This is a genomic window from Bosea sp. RAC05, from assembly GCF_001713455.1.
GTDB lineage: Bacteria > Pseudomonadota > Alphaproteobacteria > Rhizobiales > Beijerinckiaceae > Allobosea.
In genome coordinates this window covers 3,242,255-3,258,450 of the sequence record NZ_CP016464.1, presented here as the reverse complement: position 1 = coordinate 3,258,450, position 16,196 = coordinate 3,242,255, and the positions used below count along the sequence as shown (strand labels likewise).

Here is a 16,196-nt window from a genome sequence, read left to right as displayed (position 1 = left end):
GCCGTACATCCGCCGCGACGGGTCGCGCCGTGGCGATGGTTGTTTTGAACCGATTGAAAACTGTCGCGAGGAAGCGCATGTCTTGCCCGTCGCCGCGCGCGCCGCGGCCTGCAAGCCAGTGGTTCCTCCGATGCTCGACAAAGCCATACCGCCGCGTACCCTCAGGCTGAACGCCAGCGACAATGTCGCGGTCGCCGTGGACCCGATCGACATCGGCGTGAGTGCGGCGGGCGTGACGGCGCAAAAGCGCATTCCGCGCGGCCACAAGCTGGCACTCAGCCCGATCGCGACCGGCGAGCCGATCCGCAAGTTCGGCCAGATCATCGGCTTCGCCACCGTCGACATTCCGCCCGGCGAATGGGTTCACGAGCACAACACCGGCTTCCACGCCTTCGAGCGGGATTATGATTTCTGTGCCGAGGCCAAGCCCGAATTCGTGCTGCCGATCGAGAGCCAAGCGACCTTCGAGGGCTTCCGCCGCGCCAATGGCAAGGCCGGCACGCGCAATTATGTGGGCATCCTGACCTCGGTGAACTGCTCGGCCTCGGCCGCGCGCTTCATGGCCGAGGAGGTCAAGCGCTCCGGGCTGCTCGCCGATTATCCGAATGTCGACGGCGTCATCGCGCTGACCCACGGCACGGGCTGCGGCATCGACTACAATGGCGAGAGCTTCGAGGTGCTGAAGCGCACCACCTGGGGCTATGCCTGCAACCCCAACATGGCCGCGGTCCTTGTCGTCGGGCTCGGCTGCGAGGGCTTCCAGATCAAGCGGATGAAGGAGGCCTATGGCGTCGAGGAGAGCGACGTCTTCCGCACGCTGACGATTCAGGAGACCGGCGGCACCCGCAAGGCGGTGGCCGCGGGAATCGAGGCGCTGAAGGTGATGCTGCCGATTGCCAACCGCGCGCGGCGCGAGACCGTGCCGGCCTCGGAACTGATGCTCGCCCTGCAATGCGGCGGCTCGGACGGTTATTCCGGCATCACCGCCAACCCGGCGCTGGGCAAGGCGGTCGACATCCTGGTCGAGCATGGCGGCACGGCCATCCTCTCGGAGACGCCGGAGATCTACGGCGCCGAGCATCTGCTCACCCGCCGCGCCGCCAACCGCGAGACCGGCGAGAAGCTCGTCGGCATCATCAAGTGGTGGGAGGACTACACGGCGCGCGCCCGCATGGACATGAACAACAACCCGTCTCCGGGCAACAAGGCGGGCGGGCTGACCACCATCCTCGAGAAGTCGCTGGGCGCTGCCGCCAAGGGCGGCACCAAGACGCTGGCCGCCGTCTATCACTACGCCGAGCCGGTGCGCTCCAAGGGCTTCGTCTACATGGACACGCCCGGCTACGACCCTGTCTCGGCGACGGGTCAGGTCGCGGGCGGGGCGAACATCCTGGCCTTCACCACCGGGCGCGGCTCGGCCTATGGCTGCAAGCCGACGCCCTCGATCAAGCTCGCCACCAACACGCCGATGTATCTCAAGCAGACCGACGACATGGACATCAATTGCGGCGATGTCCTCGACGGCGTGACGCTGGAGGAGAAGGGCCAGGAGATCTTCGACTATCTGCTGAAGGTCGCCTCGGGCGAGAAGTCCAAGTCCGAGGAGATGGGCTATGGCGACGCCGAGTTCGTGCCCTGGCAGATCGGCGCAACGATGTGAGGCGAGGGGGCCTTTCAGCCCTGCAGCAGCCTGACGCGCGTCCCCCAGGGATCGGTGCTCTCAAATCCGCCGGCGACCGGCCGGGCCGCCTGGCCCGCCGTGAGCAGGCGCTGATGCGTGCCCGCCAGCAGATCCGCCTTCGCCGAGAGCAGTGAAAACCAGTCGAGGCCGGTCGCGCCGGCGTCGCGCGGTCCGGCACCTGCGCTGTTCCAGCTGTTGAGCGCGAGATGGTGGTGATAGCGGCCCGATGACAGGAAGCTCGCCGCGTCGCGCCGGAGCGTCGGTTCGAGGCCGAGGAGGTCGCGGTAGAAACGGTCTCCCGCCGCGGCGTCGCCGACGCGCAGATGGACATGGCCGATGCGCAGGCCATCGGGCGCTTTCGCGTAGTCGCTGGCGCGGGTGTCGGTCAGGGCGAGGATGTCGTCGACGTCGAGCCGGTGGGTGCCCATCACGACGCTGCCGCCCTCCCAGCGCCAGCGCTCCGGCGAACGGTCGGCATAGACCTCGATGCCATTGCCTTCGGGGTCGTTGAGATAGACCGCCTCGCTGACGCTGTGGTCGGCGAATCCGGTCAGCGGCGTGCGGTTGCGGGCGACATGGACCAGCCAGCGGGCGAGGTCGCGGCGCGTCGGCATCAGGAAGGCGGTGTGGAAGAGCCCGGCCTGGGTCGGCGGCTCGAGAGCGGCGCCTGGGCGCGGCGACAGCAGGAGCAGCCCGCCCTCGGCCGTGCCCAGCGTGACGCCGGCCTCGCCGCGCGCCAGCACCGCGAGCCCGAGCACGTCGCGATAGAAGGTACTCATGCGCTCGACGTCGCGCACCCGCAGTGCCGCCTGGCCAATACGCAGCGGCGTGGCATTGGCGAAGCCGGGTCCTGCGGGAGGGGAAGTGACGGGCCCGCCCTCGGCGCGGACGGCACCGGCCAGCGCGCCCGAGAGGGAGGCGCAGCCGGCAAGTTGCAGGAGAAGGCGGCGGGTCAGGGCAGGGGTCATCGGGACGGCTCGCAAGGCAAAACGATCGGGCGATGGCAGGCCATGAAATGCGGCCCGGCGCATCTCACAAGCGCGTGGGGTCGCGCATGGTGAACCGGAACGGGCCTCACCGCGACAAAGGCGGGACACCCGCCGCCGCTTGCGGCGGGCCTTTGCGATTCAAGGACCCTCATGAAGACCCTGCTTCTCGTCACGGTCCCGCGCGTGCTGCTCGGGCTGCTCTTCCTCGTCTCAGCCGTCGACGGCTTCTGGTGGTTGGCCACCGGCACGCATCTGATCCATCCGCCGACCAGCACCCGCGGTGTCGCCTTCGAGGAGGCGCTGCAGGCCTCCGGCTTCCTCTGGCCGCTGCTGAAGACCATCAACCTCGTCGGCGCGCTCAGCCTGCTCGGCAATATCGCGCCGGCACTCGGGCTTGCGCTGATCGCGCCGGTGATGACGGTGATCGTGCTCTTCCACCTCGTCATCAACCCGCAGGGCATTCCCGTGGCGGTGATCCTGGTGGTGCTGGGCTCGCTGCTGGTCGTCGCCTATCGCGATCGCTACGCGGCGCTGCTGCGGTGATGCTCAGCGAGAGGCCGCTCCCCCGTCATTGCGAGCGAAGCGAAGCAATCCAGAGCCGCGCGCTCGACGTCTCCCCGGATTGCTTCGTCGCTGCGCTCCTCGCAATGACGGGCGCTAGAGCGTAAACCCGCGCAGCCGCTCGCTCAGCGCGCCGATCCGGTCGGCCGCGACATTGGCGATGGCGATGCGCAGATGCCGCTCCTGGCCCGGGCCAAAATAGGGGCCGGGCAAGGCCAGCACGCCGCGCTCCTGCACCAGGGCGCGCACCACATCCGCCGCCGGCACGCCGGGGAACGGATGCGCGACATAGGCGAAATAGGCGCCCGCCGCGAGCACGCGCCAGTCGTTGAGCGGGGCCATCGCCTCGCGGAAGAGCGCGGCGCGGGCGTTGATCTGCGCGCGGTTGGCCTCGCGCCAGTCGCGGATGCCCTCGATGCCCCAGGTCACGGCCGCCTGGCCGGCCCGCACGGGGCTGATCTGGACGCAGTCGAGCACCTTGGCGATCTCGGCCATCACCGCTTCGCCCGCCGTAATCGCGCCCAGGCGCCAGCCCGGCACGGCGTAGGCCTTGGAGAAGCTGTAGAGGCCGATGACGGAGTCCTGCCAGGGCGTTGTCGCGAAGACCTCATGCGGCGTGGCAGCGCCGGCAGGCAGGAAATCGCGATAGGTCTCGTCGAGCACCAGCCAGAGACCGCGCCGCGCGCACAGCTCCGCGAAGGCGGCGATGGTGGCGGGCGGATAGATCGCGCCTGTCGGATTGTTGGGTGTCACCAGCACGATGGCGCGCGTGCCGGCGTCGATCAGCGCCTCGGCCGTCGCGACATCGGGCACGAAGCCGGCGGCCGGATCGCAGGGCAGCGGGCGCGCCTCGATGCCGAGCATGCGCAGCGTCATCTCGTGGTTGAAGTACCAGGGCGTCGGCAGCAGCACGTTCTGACCGGCCCGCGCCACCGCCATCATCGTCATGACGAAGGCCTGGTTGCAGCCCGAGGTGATGGCGACCTCGCCCGGCTTGAAGGGCGCGCCATAGACCCTGGCGAGTTCGGCCGCATAGGCCTCGCGCAGGGGCATGTCGCCGGTGATCGGGCCGTAGCGCGTGGCGTCGGGCGAGGCAGCCGCCTGCGCCAGCCGCTCCAGCAGCGCGGCCGGCGGCGGCGAGCCCGGCACCGCCTGCGAGAGGTCGACCAGCGGGCCGCTGCGCCCGTCATAGGCGCGCGCCCAGCCCTGCGCCTGCGGGATTGGCGGCGTGGCGGTGTCGAGGAGGTCGGGGTTCAAGGCGGGGAGCGTCATGTCGGCCATGGCCGGCAGCATTGGGACGCAGCCGGGCCTGCGTCAATCGGCCCTCGCGCCGAGCCGGGCTGCGCTTGGCTACGGGCCTCGCGGCGCCGTATCCTCCCTCGGGCCAGGGAGCACGCATGCCGGACGGGACGCAGGACGCCATCGAGACGCTGCACGCGATGCTGGACGCCGCCGGCAGCATCGTCGCCTTCACCGGCGCGGGCATCTCGACCGAATCGGGTGTCCCGGATTTCCGCTCGGCCGGCTCGCCCTGGATGGTCAACAAGCCGATCCCCTTCCAGGCCTTCGTCAAGAGCCGCGAGGCGCGGGCCGAGGCCTGGCGGCGCAAATTCGCGATGGATGACCACTATGCCGGTGCCGCGCCCAATGCCGGGCACCGCGCGCTGGCCCGGCTGGTCGGGCAGGGCCGGTCGCCCGCGATCATCACCCAGAACATCGACGGGCTGCACCAGGCCTCGGGCGTGCCCGACGCGCAGGTGATCGAGCTGCATGGCAACGGCACCTATGCGACCTGCCTCGGCTGCGGCCGCCGCCACGAACTGGCCGAGATCCGCCCCGCCTTCGAGGCGACGGGCGAGCCGCCGGACTGTGGCGCCTGCGGCGGGCCGGTGAAATCCGCGACGATCTCCTTCGGCCAGGCGATGCCGCAGGACAAGATGATCCGGGCCCAGCAACTGGCTCTGGAGGCTGAGCTTTTCCTCGTCCTCGGCTCGTCGCTCGTGGTCTATCCGGCGGCGACGCTGCCGGTCATCGCCAAGCGCCGGGAGGCGACTCTGGTCATCGTCAACCGCGAGCCGACGGAGCTCGACGCCATCGCCGATCTGGTGGTGCGGGCGGAGATCGGCGCGGCGCTCGGCCCGCTGGCGGGCTGACGCCCCTGCGACCTTTCGGCCCCGCGCGGGCGCCGGGGCTTGAGGCGGCGGCAAAAACAGCTATGCGAGCGGGGAGTTCCCGTCCGCAGTCGCAAGGCGATCCATGTCCAGCGAGAAGACCATCCCCTCCGCCGCCCTCGCGCTCGGCGCGGCCGGGGTCATCCCGTTCCTGGCCTGCACCGCCGGGCTCGCGGCCGGTTTCGCCGTGCCGGGCATCGGCGGCGGCGAGCGCCTGTCCCAGGCGCTGATCGTCTACGGGGTCGCGATCCTCTCATTCCTCGGCGGCGTGCGCTGGGGCATCGCGATCGGCTATGAGAGCGAGACGACGCAGCGGCGGGATTTCATCATCGCGGTGGTGCCGGCGCTGATCGGCTGGGCGGCGGCGCTGCTGGCGCCGGGCGCGGCGCTCTGGACGCTGTGCGTCTCCTTCATCCTGCTCGGGCTGATGGATTACGGCCTGTACTGCCGAGATGTCGTGCCAGAATGGTATGGCCGGCTGCGTCTCGGCCTGTCGGCTGCGGTGGCGGTGCTGCTCGGTGTGGCGGCGGCCGCGGCCTGAGCCTCAATCGCGCGAGGCCAGCGCCAGCCGCAGCGCCAGCGCCCCGAAGACCGCGCCCATCAGCCGCTGCGGCCAGGCCGCCAGATGCGGGCGGGCGGCGAGCGCCCGGCCGAGCCTTCCCGCCGTCAGGATGACCAGCCCGTTGACGATCAGCCCCACCAGGTTGAGGATCGTCGCCAGCACCATCACCTGCAGGGCGATCGCGCCGGCTTCTGGCTTCAGGAACTGCGGCAGCAGCGCCAGCATGAACAGCGCCATCTTGGGGTTGAGCAGGTTGGTCAGCATCCCCTGCAGGAAGATTGCCCGCAGCCGGAGCGGGGGCTGGTCGGCGCGCGGCGCGAACAGGGCGGCGGGCGCGCGCAGCGTCGTCCAGGCCAACCAGGCGAGATAGGCCGCGCCAAGGAAGCGCAGCGCGTCATAGGCCGCCGGAACCAGCAGGAAGAGCTGCGACAGGCCAAAGGCTGCCGCAAAGGCCTGGAGATAGCTCCCCGTGGCGATGCCGGCATAGGTCAGGAAGCCGGCGGCGCGGCCCTGACCGAGGCTGCGCGAGGCGATCAGCAGCATGTCGGGGCCGGGCGTGGCCGTCAGCACCGCGCAGGCGGCGGTGAAGAGTGCGAGGGTGGCGAAATCGGGCATGGCGATCCTCGTCGCTGCAGGGTCGACTCGGGAGCCCTCTATCGCATGGGACGGCCCCGCCTCGCATGGTGTTTTGGCCGATCGCGGATGTGGATGACGCGAAGCCGGCTGTATCGCGACTCCCCGGGAATGGTATCGTGACGGAGCGAATCAAGCCATTTCGCGCGGGGGTGGGTAGTCAATGTCCGACGAGTTCGGTGAGGGCGGGCGGCGGCCGGTGGGACCGATCCAGTCGCTCAATCGCGTGATGCGGCTCGACGGGCCCGAGGGCCTCGCTGCGGATGTCGGCGTCGAACTCAGCGGCTATGTGAAGTGGTTCGACGTCAGCAAGGGCTATGGCTTCGTCGTGCCCGAGGATGGCGGGGCCGACGTCCTCGTCCATGTCACGATCCTGAAGCGCGATGGTTTCAACGCGATCGCCGAAGGCGCTCACATCGTGCTCGAAGCGGTGGAGAAGCCGCGCGGCCGCCAGGCCATCCGCGTTCTGTCGATCGACACCACCGCCGCGCGCCATCCCGCCGAGATGCCACTGGCGCGCACCAACGTCCAGGTCACGCCGACCAGCGGGCTCGAGCGGATGACGGTGAAGTGGTTCAACCGGCTGCGCGGCTTCGGCTTCGTCTCGGCCGGCGAGAACGCGCCCGACGTCTTCGTCCATATGGAGACGATGCGCCGCTACGGGCTCGTCGAGCTGATTCCTGGTCAGGTCGTGCTGGTGCGCTACGGACCCGGGCCGAAGGGCCTGATGGCCGCCGAGATCCGGCTGGAGCAGGGCGGGGCGCCGAGCTCGCACTGAGCTGACGTCCGTCGCGGTTTACGCGTCGTCATTGCGAGCGCAGCGAAGCAATCCAGAAGGGCCCGTTCGACGGCTCCTGGATTGCTTCGCTGCGCTCGCAATGACGGTAGACGCCTGTCCTACAGCGCGAACGACGTCCCGCAGCCGCAGGAACTCGTCGCGTTCGGGTTGGTGATCTTGAAGGACTGCCCGATCAGGTCGTCGACGAAGTCGATCGTGCTGCCGGCCAGCAGGTCGAGCGAGGTCTCGTCGATCAGCACGGTGGCGCCGTCGCGCTCGATGACGAAGTCGCCCGGGGCCTTCTCGCGGTCGACGTCGAAGACATACTGGAAGCCCGAGCAGCCGCCGCCGGCGACGCTGACGCGCAGCATGGAACCGGGCGGCTCCGTCGCCATCACGGCGAGGATGCGGCTGGCCGCCTTCTGGGTCACGGCGACGCGGCTCAGGGGGGCTTCGAGAGAAGTGGTCATGGCGATCTCCCGGAGCAGAAGCTCCTTGCACCTTGGTTGCCCGCAAAGGTAATTGCGCGCCAGCCCCTCTACAAGCCGGGGGCGGCGACGGACCCGCCATGCCGCATCCACAGATCCCCGCCTTCGGCGAGCCTCACGGGCGCGAACCCGGCGATCGCTGGCGCGCGCCTTATGCCTGCCGGGCGGCGACGAGCCGGGGCCGGCTGATCGCGGAGCCGGCCTCGCCGACGCGCAACCCGTTCCAGCGCGACCGCGACCGCATCATCCATTCGACGGCCTTCCGCCGGCTGAAGCACAAGACGCAGGTCTTCGTCTCGCATGAGGGCGACCATTTCCGCACAAGGCTGACCCATACGATCGAGGTGGCGCAGATCGCGCGGGCCCTGGCGCGGGCGCTGGGGCTCGACGAGGACCTCGCCGAGGCGCTGGCGCTGGCCCACGATCTCGGCCACACGCCCTTCGGCCATACCGGGGAGGATGCGCTGGCCGACTGCATGGCCGCGGTCGGCGGCTTCGACCACAACGCCCAGACGCTGCGGATCGTGACGCGGCTGGAGCGCCGCTATGCCGGGTTCGACGGGCTGAACCTGACCTGGGAAACGCTGGAGGGGCTGGTCAAGCACAATGGCCCCCTGCTCACCGGCGATGGTTCGCCCACCGAGCGCTATGCGCGGGGCGGAATCCCCGCCGCGATCGTCGAATACCAGGACCGGCAGGATCTCTGGCTCGACACCTACGCCTCGGCGGAAGCGCAGGCGGCGGCGCTCGCCGACGACATCGCCTACAACGCCCATGACATCGACGATGGCCTGCGGGCCGGGCTCTTCGGCCATGGCGAACTCCGGGCGGTGCCCTTCCTGGCCGGGCTGCTCGACGAGATCGAGGCCCTGCATCCGGGGCTGGAGACCGCGCGCGCGACGAACGAACTGGTTCGGCGGGTGATCACCCGCTTCGTCGAGGGCGTGATCACGGAGTCGCAAAGCCTGCTGGCGGCGCTGGCCCCGGCCGACGCCGATGCGGTGCGCCGGGCCGGGCGGCCGGTCATCGCCTTTCCGGATGCGATCACGAGGGCCGATGCCGAGATCAAGGCCTTCCTCTATCCCAACATGTACCGCCACGCCCGCATCGCGCCGATCCGCCGCGACGCGGCGCAGGTGGTGCGCGACCTCTTCGCGCGCTTCCGGGCCGATCCCGGCCTGATGCCGGCCGACTGGGCCGCGGGCTGCGACGGCCTCGACGTGCCCCGCCTGGCGCGGCGGGTGGCCGACTACATCGCCGGCATGACCGACTGGTACGCGCTCGACGAGCATCGGCGCCTGTTTGACGCAACCCCCACGCTGCGATAGGGCCGGGCGCTCCCTTTCAGCAGATCCTGGCCGCAATGAACCTGTTCGAGACCTATTCCGCCCGTGTCGCCGCCGCGCTCGCGGCGCTCGCCGAACGCGGGGCGCTGCCCGCCGGGCTCGATCTCGGTCGCGTCGTGGTGGAGCCGACGAAGGATCCGGCTCATGGCGATCTCGCCACCAATGCCGCGATGGTGCTCGCCAAGGAGGCCGGCACCAACCCGCGCGCGCTGGCGGCGCTGCTGGTCGAGCAGCTCGGCAAGGACTCCGAGATCGTCAATGCGGAGATCGCGGGGCCGGGCTTCATCAATCTGACGCTGCAGCCCTCCGTCTTCACCGCGATCCTCAAGGATGCCGTCGAGCGCGGGCTCGATTACGGGCGCGGCGCGCCGAAGCCCCATCCCCGGGTCAATGTCGAATATGTCTCGGCCAACCCGACCGGGCCGATGCATGTCGGCCATGGCCGCGGCGCCGTCTTCGGCGATGCGCTCGCCAATATCCTCGCCTTCGCCGGCCATGACGTGACGCGCGAATACTACATCAACGATGCCGGGGCGCAGGTCGACGTGCTCGCCCGCTCTGCCTTCCTGCGCTATCGCGAGGCGCTCGGCGAGACGATCACGATCCCCGAGGGGCTCTATCCCGGCGACTATCTGGTTTCGGTCGGCAACACGCTGGCGAAGGCCCATGGCGAGGCGCTGCTGGCGAAGCCGGAGTCTGAATGGCTGCCGTTGGTGCGGGCGGCTGCCATCGACGGCATGATGGCGATGATCCGGGACGATCTCGCCGCGCTCGGCGTCGTCCATCAGGTCTTCTTCTCCGAGCGCTCGCTGCAGAACGATGGCGGCGTCGACGCCGTCGCCGAGACGATCGCGGATCTGCGCGCCCGGGACCTGATCTATCAGGGCCGGCTGCCGCCGCCCAAGGGCCAGAAGGACGAGGATTGGGAGGACCGGGAGCAGGCACTGTTCCGCGCCACCCAGTTCGGCGACGATGTCGACCGGCCGCTGCTGAAGTCCGACGGCAGCTATACCTATTTCGCCAACGACATCGCCTATCACCGCTCGAAGTTCACCCGCGGCTTTCCCCAGATGATCGACGTCTGGGGCGCCGACCATGGTGGCTACGTCAAGCGCATGCAGGCGGCGGTGAAGGCCGTGACGGCGGGGCAGGGCGCGCTCGACGTCAAGCTGTGCCAGCTCGTCAAGCTGCTGCGCAACGGCGAGCCCGTGAAGATGTCGAAGCGTTCGGGCGATTTCGTCACGCTGCGCGAGGTCATCGACGAGGTCGGCCGCGACGCGGTGCGCTTCATGATGATCTTCCGCAAGAACGACGCGACGCTCGACTTCGACCTCGCCAAGGTGGTCGAGCAGTCGAAGGACAATCCGGTCTTCTACGTCCAGTATGCGCATGCGCGCTGCGCCTCGATCTTCCGGCAGGCGCGCGAGGCGTATCCCGATCTCGATGTGTCGCCGGCCGCCCTCGCGCAGGCGGATCTCGCGCGCCTCACCGACGAGGCCGAGGTGGGTATCGTCAAGTTGATCGCCGCCTATCCGCGAATCATCGAAGGCGCCGCGACGGCGCATGAGCCACATCGCGTGGCCTTCTTCGTGCATGAGTTGGCCAGCGCGTTCCATTCCTTATGGAACAAGGGCAAAGACTCGCCGCAATTACGGTTCGTTAATCAAACTGATCGAGAGTCGACTGTGGCGAGGTTGGCGTTTGTGCATGCCGTGCGCAGCGTCCTTGCTTCCGGTCTGGCTGTCGCCGGAGTTGCGGCGCCGGAAGAGATGCGTTGACGGCCGCAGGGCTCTCGGCGCGCACAAGGTCAGGTTGACCGCGCGGCGGAGAGGGCGTTCCCTTTCGCGCTGGCGGCCTGCGCTGGAATGGATCGTGCCATGAGTGAGCCAGCTAGAAACCGTTTCGCCCTCGACCTCGAGGATCTCGAGCGCCAGCTGCGCAGTGCCGGCCAGGCGCCGCGCTCCGGCCAGCCGGCCGATCCGCTGGCGGAACTGACGCGCATCGTCGACCAGGGCGATCCGCTGAAGGATATCTTCGGTCAGCGCGGCCCGTCCGCCAGCCAGCAGCGGGCCGCTGCCTCCTGGCAGGCGCCGGGGTCTGCCCCCGAGCCTTCGCCTTCGCCTTTGAGCGCGACCCGCGAGGCCGTACGCCCGGCTGCGCCAGCGGGCGATGTTCCGCTCGACGCCGTCAGCCATTTCCAGGCCGTTGCCGCGCAGTCGCCGCCGCCGGCCGAGTTGCGCGGTGCGCTCGACGAGTTCGAGGCGCTGCTGCGCCGCAACGAGCCCGTCCGGTCCGAGCCGGCTGTCGCCCCGGTTCGCGCGGAGCCGCGCTTCGACGATGTCAACCAGGGCTTCGAGCGTTCCGAGCCGCAACCTTATCTCCGGGCCGCGGTGCCGGAGTCCGTGCCGACGGCGCGCGATCTCGACGAGATGCGCGACGTCCATGCCGCCTATGCGCCACCGCCTCCCGAGGACATGCAGGCCTATCAGGGCGGGGTTCCCGCCGACGAGGACATGCCGGATCTCGAGCCGCGCCGTTCGCGCAAGGGGCTCTATGCGGCGGCGGCGCTGATCGTCGTCGGCGTGGTTGGTGCCGGTGCGATGATGTCGATGCGCGGCACGCCCAAGACCAGCGATGGCCTGCCGCCGACGATCACGGCGGCGACCGGACCGACGAAGGTCGAGCCGGTCAATCCGGGCGGCGCCGAAATCCCCAACCAGAACAAGCAGATCTATGAGCGGCCCGGCGACCAGCAGTCCGGCCAGACCAAGGTGGTCAGCCGCGAGGAGCAGCCGGTCGACGTGCAGCAGGCGGCCCGCTCGCTGCCGACGCGCGTGGTCCTGCCGGGTCCGGGCACGGCGACCGCCACCCCCGCTGCGCCCCCGGCGGCCAGCAATGCGCTGGCCCAGGCGCCCGCCTCGGCCGTTCCCGTGGCCGCACCCGCCGAGCCGGCCCTGACGCCGGTCCCGCCGGTTCCGGGCCTCGGCGAGCCGCGCCGCGTCCGCACCGTCTCGATCCGCCCGGACGGCACGCCCGCCCCGCCGGCCAATGGCACGGCCGGCTACACCAACGGCGCCGTTCCGCTCGCCACGGGCTCCGCGCCGCCGGCGCGTCCGGCCGGCATCGTCCCGGCCTCTCCGACGTCCGCCCCGGCTGCCGCCACCACGCCATCGCGCCCGTCGGCCACGCCGGCCGCCGAAGCGCCCAAGGTCCAGGAGCGTGCCGCGGCACCGGCTGCGACGCCCTCCGCGCCCGTGCGGGTCGCCAGCGCGCCGCAGGCCGCGCCGGCTCCGGCCGCTCCCGCGACCGCCGCCGTGCGCAGCGGCACCGGCGATTTCGTGGTCCAGCTCGGCGCGCCGGGCAGCGAATCCGAGGCGCGCGCCACATTTGCCGCGCTCCAGCGCAAATATCCGGGCCAGCTCGGCGGCCAGGCCCCGATCATCCGCAAGACGGAGCTCGCCGGTGGCAAGACCGTCTATCGCCTGCGCGTCGGTCCCTATTCCCGCGACGATGCGACATCGATGTGCACGGCGCTTCAGGCCGCCGGCGGACAGTGCTTCATCGCGAAGAACTGATCCCGCAGCATCGGCTGCCACCGCATCGGTGGCGGCGAGGAAACGAGCCGGTGGCACAGGGTGCCGCCGGCTTTTTTCGTCGCGTCGGGCGCAGGGCGGCCCCGGCGGGACCGCCGTGGTTTCGCCACGGCTTTCATGTCATCACCCCGCCGATGGGCCGCCGCGATCGTCCGCCACCGGCGCGCGGTGCCCGAGCCAAGACCCAATATGCCTTCCGGAGGACACCATGGATCGTCGTCGTTTCGTCAAGACCGCCGCGGGCGGCGCGGCCGGCAGCGCGCTCATCGCCGCGCCCGCCATCGCCCAGTCGCAGCCCAAGATCAGCTGGCGGCTGACCTCGAGCTATCCCAAGAGCCTCGACACGCTGTTCGGGCTCTCGACCCAGGTCGCCAGGCGCGTGGCCGAGGCGACGGACGGCAACTTCCAGATCCAGGTCTTCGCACCCGGCGAGATCGTGCCCGGCCTGCAGGCGCTCGACGCGGTGCAGAACGGCACGGTCGAATGCAGCCATACCCTGTCGAGCTTCTACATCGGCAAGGACCCGGCCTTCGCCTTCGAGACCTCGCTGCCCTTCGGTTTCAACACCCGCCAGCAGAACGCCTGGCTCTATGCAGGCGGCGGGCTCGAGCTGTGCCGGGCCTTCATGCAGAAGCAGGGCCTCTACACGATTCCCTCGGGCAACACCGGCGCGCAGATGGGCGGCTGGTTCCGCAAGGAGATCAAGTCGCTGGAGGACCTCAAGGGCCTGAAGATGCGCATCGCCGGGCTCGGCGGGCAGATCATGGCCAAGCTCGGCGTCGTGCCGCAGCAGATCGCCGGCGGCGACATCTATCCCGCGCTGGAGCGCGGCACGCTCGACGCGGTCGAGTTCTCCGGGCCCTATGACGACGAGAAGCTCGGCTTCCAGCGGGTCGCGAAGTACTACTACTATCCCGGCTTCTGGGAGGGGAACGCCAATGTCAGCTTCCTGGTGAACCTGGAGAAGTGGAACGCCCTGCCGACGGCCTACAAGGCGATCGTCGAGGCGGCCTGCGCCGAGGCGAACGCGCTCTGCGTGGCGAAGTACGACCACGGCAACCCCGACGCGCTGATTCGCCTCGCCGGTGCCGGCGCCGAGCTGCGGCCCTTCCCGCAGGAGGTGATGGCGGCGGCCTTCAAGGAGGCCTTCGCGATGTATGCCGACCTTGCCTCCAAGAACGCCGAGTTCAAGACGTTCTATGACTCCTTCCTGCCGTACTGGAAGAAGGAGAACCTCTGGTTCCGCGTCGCCGAACTGCCCTTCGACGCCTTCAACGCCCAGATGGCGCAGCAGATGCGTTGAGGCGTTTCGTCCAAACCTCAACCGTCATCCTGGGCGACCGCAGGTCGTCCGGGATCCATCCTGGGGCTCCGATGCCCTCCGATGGATCCCGGGCCGCGCCGCTTCGCGGCGGGCCCAGGATGACGGCAGAGGGTTGACCGCGCTCGCAGTGCTTCCTACCCCTCGATCATGACCTCGCGCGCCTTCATCGCCGGCTGCCTCGGCACGAGCCTGACCCCGGACGAGCGGGCGTTCTTTCGCGACGCTCGCCCCTGGGGCTTCATCCTGTTCCGGCGCAACTCGCAGGACCCGGCCCAGGTCGCGGCGCTGACGGCCCAGATGCGCGAGACGGTGGGCTGGCACGCGCCGATCCTGATCGACCAGGAGGGGGGGCGGGTCCAGCGCATGGCGCCGCCGCACTGGCCGAAATATCCGGCCGCCCGCGCCTTCCTCGGTATCAACGACCCGCTGCAGCAGCGCGAGATCGTGCGCCTCTCCGCCCGGCTGATGGCGCATGACCTCAAGGCGGTGGGCATCGATGTCGACTGCCTGCCGGTGCTCGACGTTCCCGTGGCCGGCAGCCACGACGTCATCGGGGACCGCGCCTATGCCCATGAGCCCGATCGCGTCGCCCAGCTCGGACGCGCGGCGGCGGAGGGGCTCCTGGCCGGCGGCGTGCTGCCGGTGATCAAGCACATGCCCGGCCATGGAAGGGCGCGGGCCGACAGCCATCACGACCTGCCCGTCGTCGAGGCCTCGCTCGAGGCGCTGCGGGCGCATGATTTCCGGCCCTTCCGCCATCTCGCCGACATGCCGCTGGCGATGACGGCGCATGTCGTCTTCACCGCGATCGATGCGAAAAACCCGGCGACGATCTCCCGCAAGGTCGTGCGCGAGATCATGCGCGGCGAGCTGCGCTATGACGGGCTGATCATGACCGACGACATCTCGATGAAGGCGCTCTCGGGCGGCTTCGCCCAGAAGGCGAGGGCGGCGATCCGGGCCGGGGTCGATGTCGTGCTGCATTGCCACGGCATCATGGAGGAGATGGTCGCCATCGCCGGGGCCGTGCCGGAGATGCGGGGCGACCGCGCCCGCCGCGCCGCGATGGCGCTCGCCCGCATCCGCCACGCGCCCGAGCCGCTCGATGTCGAGGCTGCGCGCGCGCAGCTCGCGAGCGCGCTTGCCTTGGGCGGCTGAACCGTCGAACCTGCGGCGCCCCCGCGTGTGTCGCAGGGGCGGGAGGGGGATGGCCGGCCATGGCGGCACAACTGCCATTCGAGGAGGACGGCCCACAGCGCGACGGCGAGCCGGCGCTGCGGGTCGATGTCGACGGCTATGAGGGCCCGCTCGACCTGCTGCTCGATCTCGCACGCCGGCAGAAGGTCGATCTCCACCGCATTTCGATCCTGGCTTTGGCCGAGCAGTATCTCGTCTTCGTCGAGCAGGCGCGGGCGCTGCGCCTGGAACTCGCGGCCGATTATCTCGTGATGGCGGCCTGGCTGGCCTATCTCAAATCCCGGCTGCTGCTGCCCGAACCGCCCAGGGGCGAGGAGCCGAGCGCGGCCGATCTCGCGACCTCGCTGGCGCTGCGGCTGCGCCGGCTCGAGGCGATCCGCGCCGCCGCCCGCAGGCTCGCCTCGCGCGAGCGGCTCGGGCAGGACGTGTTCGCGCGCGGCGCACCCGAGGCGGTCGTCGCCGGCGCCCGGCCGGTCTGGGAGGCGGAGCTCTATGATTTGCTCTCGGCCTATGCCCAGCAGCGGATGAAGCGGGTGCAGGGCCATATCTCGGTCGGCCAGCGCGTCGTCTGGTCGCTGGTCGAGGCGCGCGAGGCGCTGCAGCGGCTGGTCGGCGAGGCCGGCGACTGGACGCAGATCGACCCCTATCTCGCGCGCTACATGGCCTCGCACGGGCTACCCGCCCGCGAGATGGCGGCGACCGTGCGGGCGTCCGCGCTCTCGGCCATGCTGGAGATGGTCAAGGAGGGCGTGCTCGACCTGCGCCAGGACGACGCCTTCGCGCCGCTCTATCTGCGCCGCCGCTCGGCGGCCCCGCCGGTCCTGCCGCTGACGCGCGGGGACGGCCCGTGACGGAGGTCGCCGCGCAGGCTCC

15 protein-coding genes are annotated in these 16,196 nt (G+C 70.1%); 11 read left to right on the top strand and 4 right to left on the bottom strand.

Annotated features, from left to right (window positions below; all coding sequences use genetic code 11):
• Nucleotides 1–130 precede the first annotated feature (130 nt).
• Nucleotides 131–1,660 (top strand): UxaA family hydrolase, encoded by a 1,530-nt coding sequence (locus BSY19_RS18840; RefSeq protein ID WP_069057243.1) that lies wholly within the window; start codon nt 131–133, stop codon nt 1,658–1,660.
• A gap of 14 nt (nt 1,661–1,674) precedes the next feature.
• Here the strand turns inward: BSY19_RS18840 and BSY19_RS18835 are convergent, their stop codons facing one another.
• Nucleotides 1,675–2,649 carry a VOC family protein gene (locus tag BSY19_RS18835; protein WP_069055481.1) on the bottom strand — a complete coding sequence of 325 codons (975 nt, stop codon included), beginning with the start codon at nt 2,647–2,649 and terminating at the stop codon, nt 1,675–1,677.
• A 171-nt stretch (nt 2,650–2,820) separates the two neighbouring features.
• On the opposite strand from BSY19_RS18835, the gene BSY19_RS18830 reads away from it, so the two are divergent.
• Entirely contained in the window at nt 2,821–3,213 is a 393-nt protein-coding gene (locus tag BSY19_RS18830) for a hypothetical protein (protein ID WP_069055480.1), read from the top strand.
• 114 nt (nt 3,214–3,327) lie between these two features.
• Here the strand turns inward: BSY19_RS18830 and BSY19_RS18825 are convergent, their stop codons facing one another.
• Entirely contained in the window at nt 3,328–4,512 is a 1,185-nt protein-coding gene (locus BSY19_RS18825) for an aminotransferase (protein ID WP_069057242.1), read from the bottom strand.
• Between the two features lie 116 nt (nt 4,513–4,628).
• On the opposite strand from BSY19_RS18825, the gene BSY19_RS18820 reads away from it, so the two are divergent.
• Both BSY19_RS18820 and BSY19_RS18815 read left to right on the top strand, forming a co-directional pair.
• A complete protein-coding gene (locus tag BSY19_RS18820; RefSeq protein ID WP_069055479.1) occupies nt 4,629–5,384 on the top strand; it encodes an SIR2 family NAD-dependent protein deacylase in 756 nt (251 codons plus the stop codon).
• A 103-nt stretch (nt 5,385–5,487) separates the two neighbouring features.
• On the top strand, nt 5,488–5,943 hold the full coding sequence (locus BSY19_RS18815) for a DUF3429 domain-containing protein (RefSeq protein WP_069055478.1): 456 nt from the start codon (nt 5,488–5,490) through the stop codon (nt 5,941–5,943).
• A 3-nt stretch (nt 5,944–5,946) separates the two neighbouring features.
• On the opposite strand, the gene BSY19_RS18810 is transcribed toward BSY19_RS18815, so the two are convergent.
• Nucleotides 5,947–6,579 carry a LysE family translocator gene (locus BSY19_RS18810; RefSeq protein WP_069055477.1) on the bottom strand — a complete coding sequence of 211 codons (633 nt, stop codon included), beginning with the start codon at nt 6,577–6,579 and terminating at the stop codon, nt 5,947–5,949.
• 181 nt (nt 6,580–6,760) lie between these two features.
• Between BSY19_RS18810 and BSY19_RS18805 the strand changes: the two genes are divergently transcribed.
• Nucleotides 6,761–7,375, top strand: coding sequence for a cold-shock protein (locus BSY19_RS18805; RefSeq protein ID WP_069055476.1), 615 nt, complete (start codon nt 6,761–6,763; stop codon nt 7,373–7,375).
• Between the two features lie 119 nt (nt 7,376–7,494).
• On the opposite strand, the gene BSY19_RS18800 is transcribed toward BSY19_RS18805, so the two are convergent.
• Entirely contained in the window at nt 7,495–7,845 is a 351-nt protein-coding gene (locus BSY19_RS18800; protein ID WP_442856658.1) for a HesB/IscA family protein, read from the bottom strand.
• A gap of 98 nt (nt 7,846–7,943) precedes the next feature.
• Between BSY19_RS18800 and BSY19_RS18795 the strand changes: the two genes are divergently transcribed.
• From BSY19_RS18795 to BSY19_RS18770, 6 genes are all read left to right on the top strand, one after another.
• Complete coding sequence (locus BSY19_RS18795; protein ID WP_069055475.1) at nt 7,944–9,191, top strand: deoxyguanosinetriphosphate triphosphohydrolase; 1,248 nt, start codon at nt 7,944–7,946, stop codon at nt 9,189–9,191.
• Between the two features lie 35 nt (nt 9,192–9,226).
• On the top strand, nt 9,227–10,987 hold the full coding sequence (argS, locus tag BSY19_RS18790; protein ID WP_069055474.1) for an arginine--tRNA ligase: 1,761 nt from the start codon (nt 9,227–9,229) through the stop codon (nt 10,985–10,987).
• A gap of 99 nt (nt 10,988–11,086) precedes the next feature.
• Nucleotides 11,087–12,784, top strand: coding sequence for an SPOR domain-containing protein (locus tag BSY19_RS18785; protein WP_069055473.1), 1,698 nt, complete (start codon nt 11,087–11,089; stop codon nt 12,782–12,784).
• Between the two features lie 226 nt (nt 12,785–13,010).
• Nucleotides 13,011–14,105 (top strand): TRAP transporter substrate-binding protein, encoded by a 1,095-nt coding sequence (locus tag BSY19_RS18780; RefSeq protein ID WP_069055472.1) that lies wholly within the window; start codon nt 13,011–13,013, stop codon nt 14,103–14,105.
• Between the two features lie 168 nt (nt 14,106–14,273).
• On the top strand, nt 14,274–15,284 hold the full coding sequence (gene nagZ / locus BSY19_RS18775) for a beta-N-acetylhexosaminidase (RefSeq protein ID WP_069055471.1): 1,011 nt from the start codon (nt 14,274–14,276) through the stop codon (nt 15,282–15,284).
• 59 nt (nt 15,285–15,343) lie between these two features.
• Nucleotides 15,344–16,174 carry a segregation and condensation protein A gene (locus BSY19_RS18770; protein ID WP_069055470.1) on the top strand — a complete coding sequence of 277 codons (831 nt, stop codon included), beginning with the start codon at nt 15,344–15,346 and terminating at the stop codon, nt 16,172–16,174.
• Nucleotides 16,175–16,196: the final 22 nt, after the last annotated feature.

Excerpts from the sequence above, each read along its gene's own strand:
- BSY19_RS18840 (WP_069057243.1), top strand. The coding sequence starts at position 131 with ATGCTCGACAAAGCCATACCGCCGCGTACCCTCAGGCTGAACGCCAGC.
- BSY19_RS18795 (WP_069055475.1), top strand. The coding sequence starts at position 7,944 with ATGCCGCATCCACAGATCCCCGCCTTCGGCGAGCCTCACGGGCGCGAA.
- BSY19_RS18800 (WP_442856658.1), bottom strand. The coding sequence starts at position 7,845 with ATGACCACTTCTCTCGAAGCCCCCCTGAGCCGCGTCGCCGTGACCCAG.
- BSY19_RS18830 (WP_069055480.1), top strand. The coding sequence starts at position 2,821 with ATGAAGACCCTGCTTCTCGTCACGGTCCCGCGCGTGCTGCTCGGGCTG.
- argS (WP_069055474.1), top strand. The coding sequence starts at position 9,227 with ATGAACCTGTTCGAGACCTATTCCGCCCGTGTCGCCGCCGCGCTCGCG.
- BSY19_RS18815 (WP_069055478.1), top strand. The coding sequence starts at position 5,488 with ATGTCCAGCGAGAAGACCATCCCCTCCGCCGCCCTCGCGCTCGGCGCG.
- BSY19_RS18805 (WP_069055476.1), top strand. The coding sequence starts at position 6,761 with ATGTCCGACGAGTTCGGTGAGGGCGGGCGGCGGCCGGTGGGACCGATC.
- nagZ (WP_069055471.1), top strand. The coding sequence starts at position 14,274 with ATGACCTCGCGCGCCTTCATCGCCGGCTGCCTCGGCACGAGCCTGACC.
- BSY19_RS18825 (WP_069057242.1), bottom strand. The coding sequence starts at position 4,512 with ATGGCCGACATGACGCTCCCCGCCTTGAACCCCGACCTCCTCGACACC.
- BSY19_RS18835 (WP_069055481.1), bottom strand. The coding sequence starts at position 2,649 with ATGACCCCTGCCCTGACCCGCCGCCTTCTCCTGCAACTTGCCGGCTGC.
- BSY19_RS18770 (WP_069055470.1), top strand. The coding sequence starts at position 15,344 with ATGGCGGCACAACTGCCATTCGAGGAGGACGGCCCACAGCGCGACGGC.
- BSY19_RS18785 (WP_069055473.1), top strand. The coding sequence starts at position 11,087 with ATGAGTGAGCCAGCTAGAAACCGTTTCGCCCTCGACCTCGAGGATCTC.
- BSY19_RS18810 (WP_069055477.1), bottom strand. The coding sequence starts at position 6,579 with ATGCCCGATTTCGCCACCCTCGCACTCTTCACCGCCGCCTGCGCGGTG.
- BSY19_RS18780 (WP_069055472.1), top strand. The coding sequence starts at position 13,011 with ATGGATCGTCGTCGTTTCGTCAAGACCGCCGCGGGCGGCGCGGCCGGC.
- BSY19_RS18820 (WP_069055479.1), top strand. The coding sequence starts at position 4,629 with ATGCCGGACGGGACGCAGGACGCCATCGAGACGCTGCACGCGATGCTG.